This is a genomic window from Janthinobacterium sp. 35 (assembly GCF_002754575.1).
Classification (GTDB): domain Bacteria; phylum Pseudomonadota; class Gammaproteobacteria; order Burkholderiales; family Burkholderiaceae_D; genus Janthinobacterium; species Janthinobacterium tructae.
Genome location: NZ_PEFN01000001.1, coordinates 915638 through 933542, shown reverse-complemented (window position 1 = coordinate 933542; position 17905 = coordinate 915638). Strand labels below are relative to the sequence as shown.

The 17905-nt window shown below is 63.1% G+C and carries 12 protein-coding genes and 1 other RNA gene; 9 read left to right on the top strand and 4 right to left on the bottom strand.

Features of this window, described 5'->3' with window-relative positions:
• Nucleotides 1-389 precede the first annotated feature (389 nt).
• From ubiD to CLU93_RS04145, 7 genes are all read left to right on the top strand, one after another.
• Nucleotides 390-1874 (top strand): 4-hydroxy-3-polyprenylbenzoate decarboxylase, encoded by a 1485-nt coding sequence (gene ubiD, locus CLU93_RS04175; protein ID WP_099380300.1) that lies wholly within the window; start codon nt 390-392, stop codon nt 1872-1874.
• Between the two features lie 123 nt (nt 1875-1997).
• Nucleotides 1998-2096: signal recognition particle sRNA small type (ffs, locus tag CLU93_RS04170), an RNA gene on the top strand.
• Between the two features lie 214 nt (nt 2097-2310).
• Nucleotides 2311-4590 (top strand): DNA polymerase III subunit gamma/tau, encoded by a 2280-nt coding sequence (locus tag CLU93_RS04165; RefSeq protein ID WP_099760112.1) that lies wholly within the window; start codon nt 2311-2313, stop codon nt 4588-4590.
• A 40-nt stretch (nt 4591-4630) separates the two neighbouring features.
• Nucleotides 4631-4957, top strand: a complete 327-nt coding sequence (locus CLU93_RS04160) for a YbaB/EbfC family nucleoid-associated protein (RefSeq protein WP_010396201.1) — start codon at nt 4631-4633, stop codon at nt 4955-4957.
• A 47-nt stretch (nt 4958-5004) separates the two neighbouring features.
• The gene (recR, locus tag CLU93_RS04155; protein WP_071078710.1) at nt 5005-5595 is read left to right on the top strand and encodes a recombination mediator RecR; all 591 of its coding nucleotides are present in this window, start codon (nt 5005-5007) and stop codon (nt 5593-5595) included.
• A 3-nt stretch (nt 5596-5598) separates the two neighbouring features.
• Nucleotides 5599-6816, top strand: coding sequence for a CaiB/BaiF CoA transferase family protein (locus CLU93_RS04150; protein ID WP_099760111.1), 1218 nt, complete (start codon nt 5599-5601; stop codon nt 6814-6816).
• Nucleotides 6817-6916: 100 nt separating this feature from the next.
• Nucleotides 6917-8065, top strand: coding sequence for an esterase-like activity of phytase family protein (locus CLU93_RS04145; protein ID WP_099760110.1), 1149 nt, complete (start codon nt 6917-6919; stop codon nt 8063-8065).
• On the opposite strand, the gene CLU93_RS04140 is transcribed toward CLU93_RS04145, so the two are convergent.
• The 4 genes from CLU93_RS04140 to CLU93_RS04125 all read right to left on the bottom strand — a co-directional run bounded on the left by CLU93_RS04140 (nt 8034) and on the right by CLU93_RS04125 (nt 15622).
• A complete protein-coding gene (locus CLU93_RS04140) occupies nt 8034-10193 on the bottom strand; it encodes a putative bifunctional diguanylate cyclase/phosphodiesterase (protein ID WP_099760109.1) in 2160 nt (719 codons plus the stop codon). The genes CLU93_RS04145 and CLU93_RS04140 overlap by 32 nt on opposite strands.
• A gap of 1 nt (nt 10194) precedes the next feature.
• On the bottom strand, nt 10195-13074 hold the full coding sequence (locus CLU93_RS04135) for a hybrid sensor histidine kinase/response regulator (protein WP_099760108.1): 2880 nt from the start codon (nt 13072-13074) through the stop codon (nt 10195-10197).
• 287 nt (nt 13075-13361) lie between these two features.
• Complete coding sequence (locus tag CLU93_RS04130; protein ID WP_010396213.1) at nt 13362-13562, bottom strand: YbdD/YjiX family protein; 201 nt, start codon at nt 13560-13562, stop codon at nt 13362-13364.
• Complete coding sequence (locus CLU93_RS04125; protein WP_099760107.1) at nt 13562-15622, bottom strand: carbon starvation CstA family protein; 2061 nt, start codon at nt 15620-15622, stop codon at nt 13562-13564. The genes CLU93_RS04130 and CLU93_RS04125 overlap by 1 nt, the downstream gene beginning before the upstream one ends.
• Nucleotides 15623-15867: 245 nt before the next feature.
• Between CLU93_RS04125 and CLU93_RS04120 the strand changes: the two genes are divergently transcribed.
• The gene (locus tag CLU93_RS04120; RefSeq protein WP_099764230.1) at nt 15868-17238 is read left to right on the top strand and encodes a cache domain-containing protein; all 1371 of its coding nucleotides are present in this window, start codon (nt 15868-15870) and stop codon (nt 17236-17238) included.
• A 28-nt stretch (nt 17239-17266) separates the two neighbouring features.
• Nucleotides 17267-17896, top strand: coding sequence for a response regulator transcription factor (locus CLU93_RS04115; RefSeq protein ID WP_099760106.1), 630 nt, complete (start codon nt 17267-17269; stop codon nt 17894-17896).
• Nucleotides 17897-17905: the final 9 nt, after the last annotated feature.

The following is a 17905-nucleotide window of genomic DNA, read 5'->3' as shown; positions in this document are numbered from 1 at the left end:
ATCGTTTCCGCCGCGTATGGATGCGTGCGAGAAACGCCGTCATTGCTTGCTTGAGCTGATCGGTCCCATGCTGGTATTGGATCAGTCGCAATACAACTTTTACCGGGGGTAAGGCAGACGCCTTTTGAAAACACTCCTTAAAATGTCATGTGGAGCCCCGACTCCGTGAATGAAAGAGAAACGCTAAAATCAAGCCCTGGGCCGGCGTGCTCTTTCAAGTTGGGCGAATTGTAGAAGCCGTTTTATATCAAGTCAATACTAACGAATCGATTCTTTATTACTTTTATGTCTTACTTTTTGTCTTGCATTGTGCCAAAAGCCAATAAAATCAATTACTTGGCATAGATCCTTCAGCAACGGCGTCCGACGTCAAAAAAAATTAAAAACACATGAAATATTCAGATTTGCGAGATTTTATTTCTCAGCTGCAACAAATGGGTGAACTTAAGCCTATTTCGACCCCCATTTCGCCGATTTTGGAGATGACGGAGGTGTGCGACCGCACCTTGCGCGCTGGCGGACCGGCCTTGCTGTTCAATAATCCGACCGGATACGACATGCCGGTGCTGGGCAATCTGTTCGGCACCACGCGCCGCGTGGCGCTGGGCATGGGCGCGGAAGACGTCAGCGAGTTGCGCAAGATCGGCCATGTGCTGGCGCGCCTGAAGGAGCCGGAACCGCCAAAGGATTTCAAGGACTTGCTGGGCCTCGGTTCGCTGGTGAAATCCGTGTGGGACATGTCGCCGAAAGAGTTGCGCGGCGCGAAGTGCCAGGAAATCGTCTGGGAAGGCAATGACGTGGATCTGGCGCGCCTGCCCATCCAGCATTGCTGGCCCGGCGATATCGCGCCCCTGATCACCTGGGGCCTGGTGATCACCAAGGGCCCGAACAAGAAGCGGCAAAACCTGGGCATCTATCGTCAGCAAGTACTGGGACGCAACAAGGTCATCATGCGCTGGCTGGCGCACCGGGGCGGGGCGCTGGACTTCCGCGAGCATGCGATTCAAAGCAAGGGCAAGCCGTATCCGATCGCCGTCGCGCTCGGTGCCGATCCCGCTACTATATTAGGGGCCGTCACGCCGGTGCCGGACAGCCTGTCGGAATACCAGTTCGCCGGCCTCTTGCGCGGCAGCCGCACCGAATTGGTAAAAGCGATTGGCAGCGAGCTGCGCGTGCCCGCCTCGGCCGAAATCGTGCTTGAAGGCCATATCTACCCGGATGAAAACCATCCGAGCGGCTATGAACACGCGCTGGAAGGGCCGTATGGCGACCACACGGGCTACTATAATGAGCAGGACAGTTTCCCCGTGTTTACCATCGACCGCATCACCATGCGCCGTGACCCGATTTACCACTCCACATACACGGGCAAGCCGCCCGACGAGCCGGCCGTGCTGGGCCTGGCCCTGAACGAAGTGTTCGTGCCCTTGCTGCAAAAGCAGTTCAGCGAAATCACGGATTTCTATCTGCCGCCCGAAGGCTGCAGCTACCGCATGGCCGTGGTGCAGATCAAGAAGCAGTACGCGGGCCACGCCAAGCGCGTGATGTTCGGCGTGTGGAGCTTCCTGCGCCAGTTCATGTATACCAAGTTCATCGTGGTGGTCGACGAAGACGTGAATATCCGCGACTGGAAAGAGGTCATCTGGGCCATCACCACGCGCGTCGACCCCATCCGCGACACCACGCTGGTCGACAATACACCGATCGATTACCTGGACTTTGCTTCGCCCGTCAGTGGCCTGGGCAGCAAGATGGGCATCGATGCGACGAATAAATGGCCGGGCGAAACGACGCGCGAGTGGGGCACGACGATTGCCATGACGCCGGAAGTGAAGGCCAAGGTGGATGGTATCTGGCAAGAGCTGGGCTTGTAAGGCCAGCCCAAGAGCAGATGCCGGGGTCGTACCCTCAGGGTACGACCCCAGATTTTGCCTTTGGGTTAGCATGGTCGCGCACCAACTTCCCCAATCTTGCGCAGGTCGGTTATAATTGTCCCTGGCGGGCCCCTGCGCATCGTGGCATGGCTAACCTGGTCAGGTCGGGAACGAAGCAGCCACGGCTATTAACCATGAGTGCCGCAGATCAGGCTCGCCTCCTTCGGGAAACAAACAGTAAAGCTGCCGTTGGCGGCTTTTTTGTTTTGCGGCACTGTGTTTTGCCAGTCCGCATGCTTGCCTGATTTTCCAGAAATGCCACCCTCCATGTTATACAATTGCTGCTTTGCCGCGTTTGCCATAGTGTATGGCCCGGCCATGAGGCTTGCGCCCGCCGCGCAGGATCACCCGCAAAATCGCATGGTAAAATCTCAGCATGTCCTATCAAGTCCTCGCCCGTAAATACCGCCCCAAGAATTTCGAGACGCTCGTCGGCCAGGAGCACGTCGTGCGCGCGCTCACGCATGCCTTGCACAGCGGCCGATTGCATCACGCCTACCTGTTCACGGGCACGCGCGGCGTCGGCAAGACGACCCTGTCGCGCATCCTGGCCAAGTCGCTCAATTGCATCGGCCCCGATGGCACGGGCGGCATCACGGCCCAGCCTTGCGGCGTGTGCGAAGCGTGCACGGCGATCGATGCGGGACGCTTTGTCGACTATATAGAGATGGATGCGGCATCGAACCGCGGCGTCGATGAAATGGCGCAGCTGCTGGAACAGGCGGTCTACGCGCCAAGCAATGCGCGCTTCAAGGTCTATATGATCGATGAGGTGCACATGCTGACCAATCACGCCTTCAACTCCATGCTGAAAACGCTGGAAGAGCCGCCCGAACACGTCAAGTTCATCCTGGCCACGACGGACCCGCAAAAGATTCCCGTGACCGTGCTGTCGCGCTGCCTGCAGTTCAACCTCAAGCAGATGCCGCCCGGCCACATCATCAGCCACCTGGACAATATCCTGGGACAGGAAGGCATAGATTTCGAACAGCCGGCCTTGCGCCTGCTGGCCCAGGGCGCCCACGGTTCCATGCGCGATGCGCTGTCGCTGACGGACCAGGCCATCGCGTACGCGGCCGGCGCAGTGACGCTTGACGCCGTGCAAGGCATGCTGGGTGCGCTCGACCAGTCGTATCTGGTGCGCCTGCTCGACGCGCTGGCGCAGCAGGACGGCGCCGATCTGCTGGCCGTGGCCGACGAGATGGCTTCGCGCAGCCTGTCGTATAACGGCGCGCTGCAGGATCTGGGCACTTTGCTGCACCGTATTGCGCTGGCGCAAACCGTGCCGGCCGCCTTGCCGCAGGATTTGCCGGAATACGCGGACATCGTGCGTCTGGCCGGCGCGTTTGACGCGGAAGAAGTACAGCTGTTTTACCAGATCGCCGTGCATGGCCGCAATGAACTGGGCCTGGCGCCCGACGAATATGCGGGCTTTACCATGACCTTGCTGCGCATGCTGGCCTTTCGGCCTGGCATGGGCGGCGCCGATGGCGTGCCGGCGGCAGCACCGGCCGCTGCAACGGGCAACCGTCCCGCTGCTGTCGCCGCCGCGCGCGCCGCCGCTGGCGCATCCGCACCGGCCTCCCGCGCCGCTACCAACAGCGTGGCGAGCCATGCAACCGTGACCCCGCCCGCCGTCGTCGCCGCCGCTGCCGCCAGCATGGCGCGCAGCGAAGCGCCGCCGCCACGCGCAACTGCACCGGCGCCGGCACCAGTAGCCGCCCCCGCGCCGCCGCCGGCTGCCCCGGCAGCCTCGGGCGCGCCGATCAGTTCCGCGCGCGCCGCCATCAATGCGGCGCTGGAAGCGGCCCGTGCCGCCTCGAAAGGCCGTCCGGGCAGCGCGCCGTCGGCGCCGACATCGGCACCCAAGCCGGCTGTTCCCGCACCGGCTCCAGCGGCTGCCGTCGCCGCGCCGGCCGCGCCGGTCCAGGCTGCACCGCCACCACCGGCCGCCGCGAAAGCGCCGGCGCCGTGGGACGATGCGCCGCCCGTGGCCGTGATGGAAGCTCCTGTGGCTACACCCGCGCCCGTGCAGCCGGCACGCCAGGCGCCGCCACAGCAGGCGCCCGCCGATGACGACTTGCCGCCGTGGGTCACCGAATTTTCCGACGACAGCGCGTCCGCCGCCGTGTCGGCGCCCGCCGCGCAAAGTTCCGAGCAGCCCGCCGTCGTCATGCCGCAGCGTGCCGCCAAGCAAGCCGCGCCCAGTGGGCCGTACGTGATCACGCCCGTGCCGGGCCTCGACTGGGATGGCAACTGGCCGGCCGTCGCCGCCGTGTTGCCCTTGCGCGGCGTGGCCCAGCAGCTGGCCGTGCAGGCCGAGCTGATTGAATGCCTGCACGATGGCCACAGCACCACGTTCCGCCTGCGCGTGCCGATCGACACGTGGCGCAGCCCGGCCAACGTGGAAAAACTGGCGGCCGCGCTGACCGAACGCTTCGGCCGCAAGGTCGCGGTCGACACGGAACTGGGCGCCGTCTGGTACACGGCCAGCGCGGAAGCGCAGGCGCACCGCGAGGCGTGCCAGCTGCAAGCGGAAGCAACCATCGCCAGCGATCCCTTCGTGCTCGACATGAAGCGTGCATTCGACGCTTTTGTCGTGCCGGGAACGATTACCCCTGCACCGGCCGGCTCTGCCGCGCCAACCCTGCATTGATGATTAACACACTCACAACTGAATTGAACGGAGCATTCTCATGATGAAAAATCAACTGGCTGGCCTGATGAAGCAGGCGCAAGCAATGCAAGACAACATGAAAAAGGCCCAGGACCAACTGGCGCTGGTGGAAGTGGAAGGCCAGTCCGGCGCCGGCCTGGTGAAAATCGTCATGACGTGCAAGAACGACGTCAAGCGCGTTTCCATCGACCCGTCGCTGCTGGCTGACGACAAGGACATGCTGGAAGACCTGGTGGCTGCCGCCTTCAACGACGCCGTGCGCAAGGCGGAAGCGACGTCCGCGGAAAAAATGGCAGGCTTGACCGGCGGCATGAACTTGCCAGCCGGCTTCAAAATGCCATTCTGATGCAATCCCGCATGCGCTCGATCTGTGGCACGGGGCAGGGTTGATCCATGTCCAAGTCGCTTGAATTTTTGACCGAGGCGCTGCGGCGCCTGCCCGGCGTCGGCCCCAAGTCGGCGCAGCGGATGGCATTTCATTTGTTGCAGCACGATAGGGAAGGCGCGGCCATGCTGTCGCGCGCCCTGTTCCAGGCCGTCGATGCCGTGCATCACTGCGGCCTGTGCAATACCTTTACCGAACATGAAGTGTGCGAGACTTGTCTCGACGAAGAGCGCGACAAGCGCTTGCTGTGCGTGGTGGAAACGCCTGCCGACCAGCTGATGATCGAGCAAACGCTCACCTACAAGGGCCTGTATTTCGTCCTCATGGGGCGACTCTCTCCGCTGGACGGCATCGGCCCGAAAGATATCCACCTCGAAAAATTATTGGGCCGCGCCAACGATGGCGTGGTCGGTGAAGTGGTACTGGCTACCAATTTCACGAATGAAGGCGAAGCGACGGCCCACTACATCAGCGAAATGCTGAAGGCGCGGGGCTTGCGCGTGAGCCGCCTGGCCCGCGGCGTGCCCGTGGGCGGCGAACTGGAATACGTCGACGCGGGCACGATTGCCCGCGCGATGCTCGACCGCAGGGCAACCTAAATCATGCAAGAGAAAACGTCGGCTGGTCCTTTGGCGGGCATTAAAGTGCTGGAACTGGGCACCCTGATCGCGGGGCCGTTCTGCTCCCGCATGCTGGCCGAATTCGGCGCCGACGTGATCAAGATCGAGTCGCCCGATGGCGGCGACCCCATCCGTACCTGGCGAGTGCTGAAAGATGGCACCTCGCTGTGGTGGTCGGTGCAGGCACGCAACAAGAAAAGTCTGACGCTGAACCTGAAAACGCCCGAGGGCCGCGCCATCGCGCACCAGCTGGCCCTGGAAGCGGACATCATCGTCGAGAACTACCGCCCCGGCGTGCTGGAAAAGTGGGATCTCGGCTACGAACAGCTCAAGCAGATCAAGCCGTCCCTGATCATGGTGCGCCTGTCCGGTTTCGGCCAGACGGGACCGATGAAGGATTTACCGGGTTTCGGCGCCATCGGCGAATCGATGGGCGGCCTGCGCTATGTGTCCGGCTTTGCCGACCGTCCGCCCGTGCGCGTGGGCGTGTCGATCGGCGACTCGGTGGCGGCCCTGCATGGCGTGATTGGCGCCATGATGGCGCTGCGCCACCGCGACGTGACCGGTGGGCGCGAGCACGGCGAAGGGCAGATGGTCGACGTGGCCCTGTACGAATCCGTGTTCAACCTGATGGAGTCGCTGGTGCCCGAATACGACCAGGCGGGCGTGGTGCGCGAGCGCACGGGCGGTTCCCTGCCCGGCATCGTACCCTCGAATACGTACACGACGGGCGACGGCGAAAACATCGTGATTGCCGGCAACGGTGACGCAATCTTCAAGCGCTTGATGCTGGCCATGGGCCGCATCGACATGGCGGGCGACCCGCAGCTGGCGCGCAACGATGGCCGAGTGGCGCGCACGCAGGAAATCGACGACGCCGTCCAAGCCTGGTGCGCCACCCACACGATAGACAGCGCGCTGGCCGTGCTGAAGGCCGCCGATGTGCCGTCTGGCAAAATTTACTCCGTGCGCGATATGCTGAGCGACCCGCAATTTCTCGCCCGCGACATGTTCGAACAACACCATTTTGCCGACGGCACGCCCGTCAAATTGCCTGCCATCAGCCCGAAACTGTCCGCCACGCCGGGCAAGACGCAGTGGCTGGGGCCGACTCTGGGCCAGCACAACGATGAAGTGCTGGCGTCGCTCGGCTACGATGCGGCCGCCATCGCGCAACTGAAGGCCGATGGGGTGGTGTAGGTTTAGCTTGGCAAATCATTTTAACCCCAGGCAAGGACTGGGGTCGGACCCTCAGGGTCCGACCCCGGATTCCGCCCTTTGGTTTTCATAAAGGAATTGAGTGAAGCAGTCGTCCCTCCGCGCCCTGCGCGCGCGCCTGATCCCCGCGCTGGCTGTATCCATCCTCCTCTCCGCCTGCGCCAGCTTCCCGCACGACGCGCCGATTGCCGGCCTGCGCCTGATCGGCGAGCAGCGCATCGCCTTGAAACAGGCGTTCGAAGGCACCACGGTGGGCGGCTTGTCCGGCATCGACTACGATGCGGCCAACAAGAGCTGGGTGATGGAAAGCGATGACCGCTCGGAAATCAATCCGGCCCGCTTCTACCGCGCTGCCTTGTCCTACGACAGTAAGGCGTTTACGGGCGTGACCTTGAACAGCGTGCATTTCTTCACGCAGCCTGACGGCAGCCGCTACCCGAACCTGGCGCATGCAAAACTGGACCAGGGCGAGCAGGTGCCCGACATCGAGACCATCCGCGTCGATCCGCAGGACGGCAGCCTGTGGTATGGCAGCGAAGGCAACCGCAAGGTGGGTCTGCATCCGTTTGTGCGCCACGCCGATAGCGGCGGCCACTACCTGGCTACCTTGCCCACGCCCGCCATGTTCAAGGTTTCGCAGGAAGAAATTGGCTCGCGCAACAACATGAGCTTCGAGGCACTGTCGTTTTCCTCGGATGGCAAGAGCCTGTGGCTGGGCATGGAAGCGGCCCTGTACCAGGATGGCCCGCTGGCCACGCCCGACAATGGCTCCGTGGTGCGCATCACGCGCCTGGACCGCGCTGGCACCGTGCTGCGCCAGTACGCGTATCCGATTGAAGCCGTGGCCTCGCGGCCCGCGCCGGGGCGCGAGGCGGACAATGGCGTGTCGGAAATCCTTGCCGTCAACGACCATCAGGTGCTGGTGGTGGAGCGGGCCGGCGTGGAACACGCGGACGGCGTGTATTCGAACCACGTGCGCATCTACGCGATGGACACCGATGGCGCCACCGATATCCAGGCCATGCCGGCGTTGGCGGGCGCGAAGTACGTGCCGGCGCGCAAGCGATTGCTGCTGGACCTGGAAAAGATCGGCCTGGCAAGAATCGACAATATCGAAGGCATCAGCTGGGGCCCGCGCCTGGAAAACGGCCGCCGCAGCCTGGTGATGATTTCCGACGATAATTTCAACGCCCAGCAAGTCACGCAAATCCTTGCCTTCGAAGTGCTCTAGTTTCCAGGCTGGCCAGCTGGCCCGCTTGCCTGGCCAGCATGGCCGTGATCGTGTCGTGCGGCGACGGGTGGCCCAGGAAATAGCCTTGCGCCATGTCGCAGCCGTATTCTTCCAGCATCAGCAACTGCTCGTCCGTTTCCACGCCCTCGGCCACCACCACCATTTTCAAGCCATGTGCCATGGCGATGATGGCGCGCGTGATGGCCGCGTTTTCCGTATCCTGCGGCAAGCCGGCGATAAAGCTCTTGTCGATCTTCAAGGCCCGCACGTCGAAGCGCTTCAAGTAATTCATTGAAGAATATCCCGTGCCGAAGTCGTCGATCGACAGGTACACGCCGATGCCGCGCAATTGCTCCAGCGTCACCATGGTGGCGCGCGCATCGTCCATCAAGGTGCCTTCCGTCAATTCCAGTTCCAGCAGGCGCGCGTCCAGGCCCGTGTCGGCCAGGGCCGAGAGCACGATCTGCATCAGGTTTTCATCCTTGAATTGCTTGGCCGACAGGTTCACAGCCATGCGGATCGCGCGCCCGCCATCGCTTTGCCAGGCCTTGGCCTGGTTGCACGCCGTGCGCAGTACCCATTCTCCGATGGGCACGATCAGGCCCGTCTCTTCGGCCAGCGGGATGAATTCCGTGGGCGAAATGATGCCCCGCTCGGGATGGCGCCAGCGCACCAGCGCTTCCACGCCGACGATCTGCGTGCTGGGCACATCGATCTGCGGCTGGTACAGCAGGTACAGCTCGTTGTTCTGCAAGGCTTTGCGCAAGCCCACTTCCATCTTGACGTGGCTCATGATTTCCATCGTCAGCGATGAGCTGTACAGCTTGGCATTGTTCTTGCCGCAGTTCTTCGCGTGGTACATGGCCGTGTCTGCATATTTCAATAGAGAATTGCAGTCCTCGCCATCTTCCGGATACAGCGAAATGCCGATGCTGGCCGTCACAAAAATCTCGTGCGCCTCGATCATGAAGGGCCGGCGCATGGCTTCCTTGACCCGGTGCGCCACGTTCAGCGCATCTTCCACGCGCTCCAGGTCGGGAATCAGGATCGTGAATTCGTCGCCGCCCAGGCGCGCCAGGTTGCTGCCGCCGAAGCTGGCCTCAAACTCGTGTTCGGCGCGCAGCACCAGGTCGCTGGGGCGGATGGTTTCGCGCAGGCGCTCGGACACCACCTTGAGCAAATGGTCGCCCACGTCGTGGCCCAGGGTGTCGTTGATGCGCTTGAAGGCATCGAGGTCCATGAACAGCACGGCGAATTTCTTGTCGTGTTCTTTCGAGCGCAGCAGTTCGCGCTCCAGCGTTTCCAGGAACGCTTGGCGGTTGGGGATGCCCGTCAGGCTGTCGCAATAGGCGAGGCGGCGGATCTGCTCTTCCGTGCGCTTGCGCTCGCTGATGTCGCGCACCAGGCCCAGCACCTCGTCAGCCCCTGTCGCCACCAGGCGCGCCTCGAAATGGCGCGTGCTGTCTTCGTGCGTGAGCGTGTAGTCGACCGAGCCGATATGCTGCGTGGCCAGCACGGCGTGGGCCTGGTCCAGCAGGCGCGCGGCGATTTCGGGCGGCAGCACATCGCGGATATGGCTGCCCACGCAGTCGCTGAGGGAAAAGCCCGCGCTGGCGTCGTGCCCCTGTTCATAGTCGAGATAAAAGCCTTCGCGATTCAGGCGAAAGAAAGTGTCGGGGATGGCGGCCAGCACGGCGCGGTTGTGCGCGTCGGCGATGCGCAGGCGGGCGATGGCGTCGCTGGCGCGCAGCACGTACAGCACGCGGTGACCGAGGATGGGCCAGTTGATGGGCTTGGAAATGAAGTCGGTGGCGCCCACCTCGTAGGCGCGCGTGACCGCTTCCAGCTCGTCGCCGCCCGTGACCATGATGATGGGCACGGTGCCGCCCACTTCCTGGCGGCGGATTTCGCGGCATACGGCAAAGCCGTCCAGGGCCGGCATGTCGACGTCGAGCATGACCAGATCCGGCCCGCTGTGCTTGTAGCTGGCCAGCGCCTGCACGCCGTCTTCGGCTTCGATCACGTCCAGGCCTACCTGGGTGAGCATTTGCCGCATCAGCAAGCGCATCACGGGATCGTCGTCGGCGACCAGCACCAGGCCGCGTGGGGGAGGGAGGGGCGCTGTCATGTCAGTGTTCCTTCACGAGGATGGCGCTCAGCGATTCGCGTACGGCCAGGAAGGCTTGCTGCATCTGCAGCAGCAGGGGAGCCGCGCCCTCGGTACTGCCGGCGCGGCCCAGTTTTTCCATCTCCTTGCACAGCTGCGCCAGGCCATCGGCGCCCACGTTGGCGCTGCCCGACTTGAGGCTGTGCGCCACCTTGCGCAGCGCTTCCGCATCCGCGCCGGCAATCGCTGCGCGCATGGCGCTCAACTGGCGCGGCGTCTCGCTGGTAAAAGCCAGGATGACCCGTTCCAGCAGCGCATCGCCATCGGTGCGCGACAGGGCGCGGATGTTTTCCAGCGCCTGCCGGTTCAGGGGCTGGCCCGCTGGCGGGGCGGCCGATGGCGGCGTTACCTCGGGCGGCGGTTCGGGCGGCACTTCCACCGGCGCTGGCGGTGTTTGCGCCTGCGGCGCCTCGCTGTGGTGCACGGTGGCCGCGCGCGGCAGGGTGATCCAGCGCGCAATCGTGTGGCCCAGGTCCTGCTGCGTAAAAGGCTTACTCAGGTAATCGTCCATGCCGGCCGCCAGGCACGCTTCGCGGTCACCCTGCAGCGCATTGGCCGTGATGGCGACGATCGGCAGCACGCGCGCGTGGCCGCACTGCTGTTCATGGCGGCGGATTTCCGCCGTGGCGGCAAAGCCGTCCATCACGGGCATCTGGCAGTCCATCAGGATCAGATCGAAATCCTCGGCCTGCGCCGCCTGCAACGCTTCTTCGCCGTTGTGCGCGCACACCACGTCCAGGCCCAGGCTGTCAAGCATGGCCAGCGCCACTTCCACGTTGACGCGATTGTCTTCGGCCAGCAGCACGCGGCGGCGCTGGCGCCGGCCCACCTGACGCGCCGTGTGCGGCGGATGGATGCGCATGCCCTCGCTGGCGCGCGGCGGCGTGACGATGCAGTCGAACAGGTCGCATTCGCGGGCTGGCTTGATCAGCTGGAAGGCCACGCCCGCCTCGCGCCGCTGCACGGGATCGGCCGCCGCCTGTTCCGTGCTCAGCAGCAGTAATTTGAGGTCGGCCAGCAACGGATCGCTCTTGATGGTGGCGGCCAGGGCCAGGCCGCTGGTGCGCGGCAATTCCATGTCGAGCAGGGCCACGGCATACGGCGTGCCCGCCTGCGCGGCCGCGCGCAGCTTGCCCAGGCAATCGCTGGCCGTGCCGGCGCTGTCGCTGACGATGTGCCAGCTGGCCAGCTGCCGCTCCAGCACGGCGCGCGTGGCGGGGGTGTGGTCGACGATCAAGGCGCGTAACCCTCGTGTGGTTTTCAGGTTGAAGGACGGGTCATCGTTGTCGACCCGCCGCTTATCGAAATTTACTTCGAACCAGAAGATCGATCCTTGCGTTAAAGCATTATCGACGCCGATAGTGCCGCCCATCAGCTCCACCAGCTGTTTCGAGATCGTCAAGCCCAGGCCTGTGCCGCCGTGCTTGCGCGTGGTCGAACCATCGGCCTGCGAGAACGATTCGAAGATGCGCGTCTGCGCCTCGTTCGACACGCCGATGCCCGTGTCGTGCACCTCGAAGCGCAAGCCCACGCTGGGCGCATCTTCGCTGCACACGGTCACTTTCACGGTGACCTTGCCTGTTTCCGTGAACTTGATGGCATTGCCCAGCAGATTGACGATGATCTGGCGCAAACGGTTCGGGTCGCCGCAGATGGCGATGGGGATGTCAAACGCGATATCGAATTCCAGGCTGATGTTTTTTGCTTCCGCCTGCGGCGCGAACACGTGCTCTATGTCGTCGAGCAATTCGCGGAAATTGAAGCGGATGTACTCCACGCTCAGCTTTCCCGCCTCGATCTTGGAAAAATCGAGGATGTCGTTGATGATCACCAGCAAATTCTGCCCCGAGCGCTGCACCATGCTCGTGTAGTGGCGCTGTTGCGGGCTCAAAGGGCTGGCCAGCAGCAGTTCCGTCATGCCCAGCACGCCATTCATCGGTGTGCGGATTTCATGGCTCATGGTGGCGAGGAAGGCGCTCTTCGCCTGGCTGGCCGCCTCGGCCGCATCCTTGGCCTTTTCCAGCTGCGCCGTGCGCACGCCCACCTGGCGCTCGAGCTGGTCGCGGTAATTGGCCAGGGTACTGTCGCGGCTGTCGATCTGCGCCAGCATGTCGTTGAAACTATCGATCAGCACGCCCAGCTCGTCGCTGCGCTGGTGTGCGATGCGGTGGCTGTAGGTCTGGCTGCTCGACACTTTTTGCGCTGTATCAATCAGCTTGGTGATCGGCTCGGCAATCACGCTCTTGAAGCGCCGCGCGAGGAACACGGCGATCAGGAAGGAAAGCACGGTGGCGCCGCCGATGGCGCCCACGTGGCGGCCGATGTCGCGCCACATGTGGTTCAGGTCTGCCTCAATCAGCACGGCGCCGAGGATCTGCTGCGGCTCGCCGGGCCGGTAGACGGGACGGTACAAACGCATGGCGGGTGCCAGGGGCGTGCCCGCGCCTTGCGTGACGGGTTGCACGGCCATGTCGGCCAGCAGGGCCGGGTCCATGTCTTCCGGTGCTGCCAGGCCATCCGCATGCTGCGGCGCGCGGTACAGGGCGAACAGGCGCCCACCCCGGTCGAACAGGGCCGCCTGGGCCACCTCGTCGCGCGCGGCCAGCGCGGCCAGCACCTGTTCGGCCTGCGGCTGTGCCGATTTGCCCAGCAGCAAGGGCACCGCGCTGGCTGCACCGATCACGCCCGCCAGCGACAGCAATTGCTTGCCTTCATCATTCTTGTGGCTGAGCACGGACGTCAGCGCAAACGCCACGAACACCAGCAGCAGCGCGCAACCCGAGGACAGTACCGAGATCATGGTCAGCTTCTGGCTGATGCTGGAGCGTTGGAAATTGAACATGAATTCGCTGCTTCCCCCGGTCGCCCGTTGACTGTTATTTAATTCCTATTGGAAAAATATAGACGCGAAGACACACCCCGATGTTGATGTGGGTCTAAGGGAAGAGAGGGGAGGGGAACTTATACGAGATGAAACAACGAGGGGTGGGGTCGGACCCGTCGGGGACATGTGCCCCAATGGGGCACATGTCGATCCCGCAGGGACTGACCCCAGTATTTGCTTTTGGGGCTAATGAAATCAAACCCGGAGAAAAGCCGGGGTCAGACCCGAAGGGTCTGACCCCACTACTAACAGCAGCCGCCACGCTTGCCGGCGCCGCCATAACGGGCTTCCTGGCGTTCGCGGAAGAACTCTTCATACGTCATCATCGGCTCGCCGGGATGGGTCACTTCCCGGTGCGCCACATAGGTGTCGTACTCGGGCAAGCCGCACATGAGCCGCATGCTTTGCCCCAGATACCGTCCAGCCTTGATGATTTCGTCGATCATCATTGCACCGTGGGCATGGCCTGGAACGGCGATTCCTTGGTGCTTGGCTGGCTGTCGGCGCGTGCCTTCATGATGGTGCGGATACCGAAGAACAGCACGCTGATCACGACGATGACGAAGAAGGCGGCCAGGCCGGCGTCCAGGTAATCGTTGAAGATGATCTGCTGCATCTGCGCCACCGACTTGGCCGGTGCCAGCAAGGTGCCTTCGTCCAATGCCGCCGAGTATTTCTTCGCATGCGCGAGGAAGCCGACGCGCGGGTTGGCGTCGAAGATCTTTTGCCAGCCCGCCGTCAGCGTGCACAGCAGCAGCCAGATGGTTGGCGTGATCGTCACCCACGCATACTGTCCCCGTTTCATCTTGAACAGCACGCAGGTGCCGAGGATCAGCGCGATGGCTGCCAGCATCTGGTTGGCGATGCCGAACAGCGGCCACAGGGTGTTGATGCCGCCCAATGGATCGACCACGCCCTGGTACAGGAAGTAGCCCCAGGCCGCCACGCACAGGCCCGTGGCCAGCAGGTTGGCGATGACGTTTTCCGTCTTTTTCAGGCTAGGTACGAAGCTGCCCAGCAAGTCTTGCAGCATGAAGCGGCCCGCACGCGTGCCTGCATCGACGGCCGTCAGGATGAACAGCGCTTCGAACAGGATGGCGAAGTGGTACCAGAAGGCCATCATGGCCTTGCCGCCGATGGCGCCGGAAAGAATCTGCGCCATGCCGACGGCCAGGGTCGGTGCGCCGCCCGCGCGCGAGATGATGCTGTGCTCGCCAACGTCCTTGGCCGTCTGCGTCAGCATTTCCGGCGTCACGTAGAAGCCCCACTGCGAAATCGCCTGTGCGGCGGACTCGGCTGTCGTGCCGATCAGGGCGGCCGGGCTGTTCATGGCGAAATAGATGCCCGGCTCGATGGTCGAGGCGGCTACCAGGGCCATGATGGCCACGAACGATTCCATCAGCATGGCGCCATAGCCGATGAAGCGGGCGTGGCTTTCGTTTTCAATCATCTTCGGCGTGGTGCCCGAGGAAATCAGCGCGTGGAAGCCGGAGACGGCGCCGCAAGCAATCGTAATGAAGAGGAAGGGGAACAGATTGCCCGACCAGACAGGGCCGGAGCCGTCGATGAACTTGGTCATGGCCGGCATTTTCAGGTAAGGCGCGACGACGATGATGCCGATGGCCAGGCCCAGAATCGTGCCGATTTTCAGGAAAGTCGACAGGTAGTCGCGCGGCGCCAGCAGCAGCCACACGGGCAGCACGGAAGCGATGAAGCCGTAGCCGATCAGCATCCACGTCAGTTCCGTGCCTGTGAACGTGAACATCGGGCCCAGCACGGCGTGTTCCTGCACATACTGGCCACCGATGATGGCCAGCATCAGCAGCACAAAACCGATGATGGAAATCTCGCCGATGCGGCCCACGCGGATGAAGCGCGAGTACACGCCCATGAACAGGGCGATGGGAATCGTCGCCATCACGGTGAAGCTGCCCCATGGGGAGCCTGTCAGCGCCTTGACGACGATCAAGGCCAGCACGGCCAAAATGATGACCATGATCATGAAGCAGCCCAGCAAGGCGATCATGCCGGGAATTTCGCCCAGTTCAGCCTTGATCAGGTCGCCCAGCGAGCGGCCGTCGCGGCGCATGGAAATGAACAGCACGATGAAATCCTGCACGGCGCCCGCAAACACGACGCCTGCCAAGATCCACAGCATGCCGGGCAAATAGCCCATCTGCGCGGCCAGCACGGGGCCGACCAGGGGGCCGGCGCCGGCAATCGCGGCGAAATGGTGGCCGAACAGCACATATTTGTTGGTCGGTACGTGGTCGAGGCCATCGTTGTGCTTGAAGGCCGGCGTCATGCGGCGTGCATCCAGGCCCAGCACCTTGTCGGCGATGAACAGGCTGTAGAAACGGTAGGCGATCAGGTAGACGCAGACGGCGGCGATGACGATCCAGATTGCGCTGATCGGTTCGCCACGTTGCAGGGCGACGACGCCCAGGGATCCGGCGCCGGCAAGCGCAAGCGCTGCCCAGCCGAGCTGTTTGAAAATGCGGTTCATGCTTCCTCCAGAGATTGACGGGCGCTGTGCCGTGCGATGATGTGTGCTGCGGGTCCTGGTCGTCGCCAGTTTGATGTAACTTTTGGTGTATTTGCAGCTTATGGCAAGTATTCAGGAATCGTATAATTGCCGCAAGCGCACGACTACGCAGTAACGCTCAGTATTACTACGCAGAATGATTGCCGCGCCGCGACGTAAAATCACGTATTCCCACCAGCATCGACGCCGCCGGAGCGCGCCAGGCCATGAAACTCAGACAGAAAGTCATCTTCCTGGCCATCACGCCGCTCATCCTTGCCCTGTGCGCCATCGCGTTTGCCGTGCGGCACCAGGCGATTACCCTGGCCGAGCAGCAGCGCGCCACCATCCAGCAAGCGTACCTGGCCAGCAAGGAAGCCGAACTCAAGCATTACGTGACCCTGGCCAGCCATTCCATCGCCTCGTTATATGGTTCGGGCCGCAAGGATGCCGCCACGCAAGAGGAAGCCAAGCGCATCCTGTCGGCCCTCAGCTATGGCGATGATGGCTACTTCTTCATCTATGACTTGCAGGGCAAGTCGCTGATGCATCCGCGCCAGCCCGAACTGGTGGGGCAGAATCTGTGGGAGTTGCGCGACGCAGACGGCAACCTGACCATCCAGCGCCTGATGCAGCGCGCCAGGAGCGGCGGCGGTTTCGAGCGCTACAACTGGATCAAGCCCTCGAGCAACAAGTCCGCGCCCAAGCTCGGCTATGTGATATTGATGCCGGAATGGGGCTGGATGATGGGTACCGGTATTTACATGGATGACGTGGACCAGGCGCTGGCCAAGGTCGATGCCCAGCAGTCGCGCAATATCCGCTCGACCATGGAGCTGATCGCCGCCATCGCCATCCTCGGTTCCCTGCTGGTGGCCGCTTGCGGCCTGGTGCTGAACCTGCGCGAATTGCGCGTGGCCGACGCCAAACTGAAAGTGCTGGCGCAGCGCGTGGTCGAATCGCAGGAAGAGGAGCGGGCGCGGCTGTCGCGCGATTTGCATGACGGCATCAGCCAGTGGCTGGTGTCGATCAAGCTGCAAATCGAGGCGGGCATCGCGCGCCTGGCCGGTAATGCCGAGCAGAAAGAAAAGGCGCCCGCCACGTTCGAGCGGGCCGCCGAGCAGCTGAACAAGGTGCTGGGCGAGGTGCGGCGCATTTCGCACAACCTGCGCCCGGCCATCCTCGACGACCTGGGCCTGGCCGCCGCGCTCGACCACCTGGTGCATGAATTTAACGACAGCAGCAGCGCGCAAGCCAGTTTCACGGCCAGTCCGGCGGCGGCGGGCGAGGGCTTGCCCGACATGGTCAATACCGTGTTGTTCCGCATCGCCCAGGAAGCGCTGACCAATTGCGAGCGCCATGCCCACGCCCGCGGCGTGGAAGTGAGCCTGCGCGAGGCGGGCAAGGCGGTGGAATTGCGCATCGAGGATAATGGCGGCGGCTTCGACTTCGACGGCATCGCCCTGCATCCGCAGCGCGGCATCGGCCTGCGCAACATGACGGAACGCATGGAAGCCATCGGCGGCAGCCTGCACATCACCTCGTCGCCGGCCGGCACCCTGGTGCTGGCGCGGCTCGCCCTTCCACCGACACACTGAGTAACAGATACCGAGAAGATACCGAAACATGACCGAGACGATCAACATCCTGCTGGTGGACGACCATCCCCTCGTGCGCGACGGCTTGCGCGCGCGCCTGGAAGCGGTGGCGCATTTCGACGTCGTGGCCGAGGCGGGCGGCGCCGACGAAGCGTTGAATCAGGCGCGGGCGCACCAGGTGGACCTCGTGTTGATGGATATCAATATGCGCGGCACGAATGGTATTGAAGCGACGGCGCTGTTCAAGCAGGCGTTTCCGCAGATTGCCGTGCTGATCTTGTCCATGCACGACAAGCTCGAATATGTGTCGCAAGCCATCGCCGCCGGCGCGCGCGGCTATGTGCTGAAGGATGCTCCAGGGAAAGATATCGTTTTCGCCATCGAGACGGTGATGTCCGGCGGCATTTATTACAGCGCGGCCCTGGCGCGGCAGTTATCGCGGCCGCAAGTGCACGATTCCTTCCTCACCACGCGCGAGCAGCAAGTGCTGCAACACATCGCGGCGGGCCAGTCGAACAAGCAGATCGCCCGCGACCTGGACCTGAGCGTGCGCACGGTCGAGACGCACCGCCTGAACATCAAGCGCAAGCTGGGCATCGAAGGGCAGGCTGAATTGATCAAATACGCGGTCGAACATGCGCATGGCGGCGGCACCTGAACGGCGCTC

Bases quoted from the DNA above. Each gene is read 5' to 3' on its own strand.
- recR (WP_071078710.1), top strand. From the start codon at position 5,005: ATGTCCAAGTCGCTTGAATTTTTGACCGAGGCGCTGCGGCGCCTGCCC.
- CLU93_RS04135 (WP_099760108.1), bottom strand. From the start codon at position 13,074: ATGTTCAATTTCCAACGCTCCAGCATCAGCCAGAAGCTGACCATGATC.
- CLU93_RS04125 (WP_099760107.1), bottom strand. From the start codon at position 15,622: ATGAACCGCATTTTCAAACAGCTCGGCTGGGCAGCGCTTGCGCTTGCC.
- CLU93_RS04160 (WP_010396201.1), top strand. From the start codon at position 4,631: ATGATGAAAAATCAACTGGCTGGCCTGATGAAGCAGGCGCAAGCAATG.
- ubiD (WP_099380300.1), top strand. From the start codon at position 390: ATGAAATATTCAGATTTGCGAGATTTTATTTCTCAGCTGCAACAAATG.
- CLU93_RS04150 (WP_099760111.1), top strand. From the start codon at position 5,599: ATGCAAGAGAAAACGTCGGCTGGTCCTTTGGCGGGCATTAAAGTGCTG.
- CLU93_RS04130 (WP_010396213.1), bottom strand. From the start codon at position 13,562: ATGATCGACGAAATCATCAAGGCTGGACGGTATCTGGGGCAAAGCATG.
- CLU93_RS04140 (WP_099760109.1), bottom strand. From the start codon at position 10,193: ATGACAGCGCCCCTCCCTCCCCCACGCGGCCTGGTGCTGGTCGCCGAC.
- CLU93_RS04115 (WP_099760106.1), top strand. From the start codon at position 17,267: ATGACCGAGACGATCAACATCCTGCTGGTGGACGACCATCCCCTCGTG.
- CLU93_RS04165 (WP_099760112.1), top strand. From the start codon at position 2,311: ATGTCCTATCAAGTCCTCGCCCGTAAATACCGCCCCAAGAATTTCGAG.
- CLU93_RS04120 (WP_099764230.1), top strand. From the start codon at position 15,868: ATGAAACTCAGACAGAAAGTCATCTTCCTGGCCATCACGCCGCTCATC.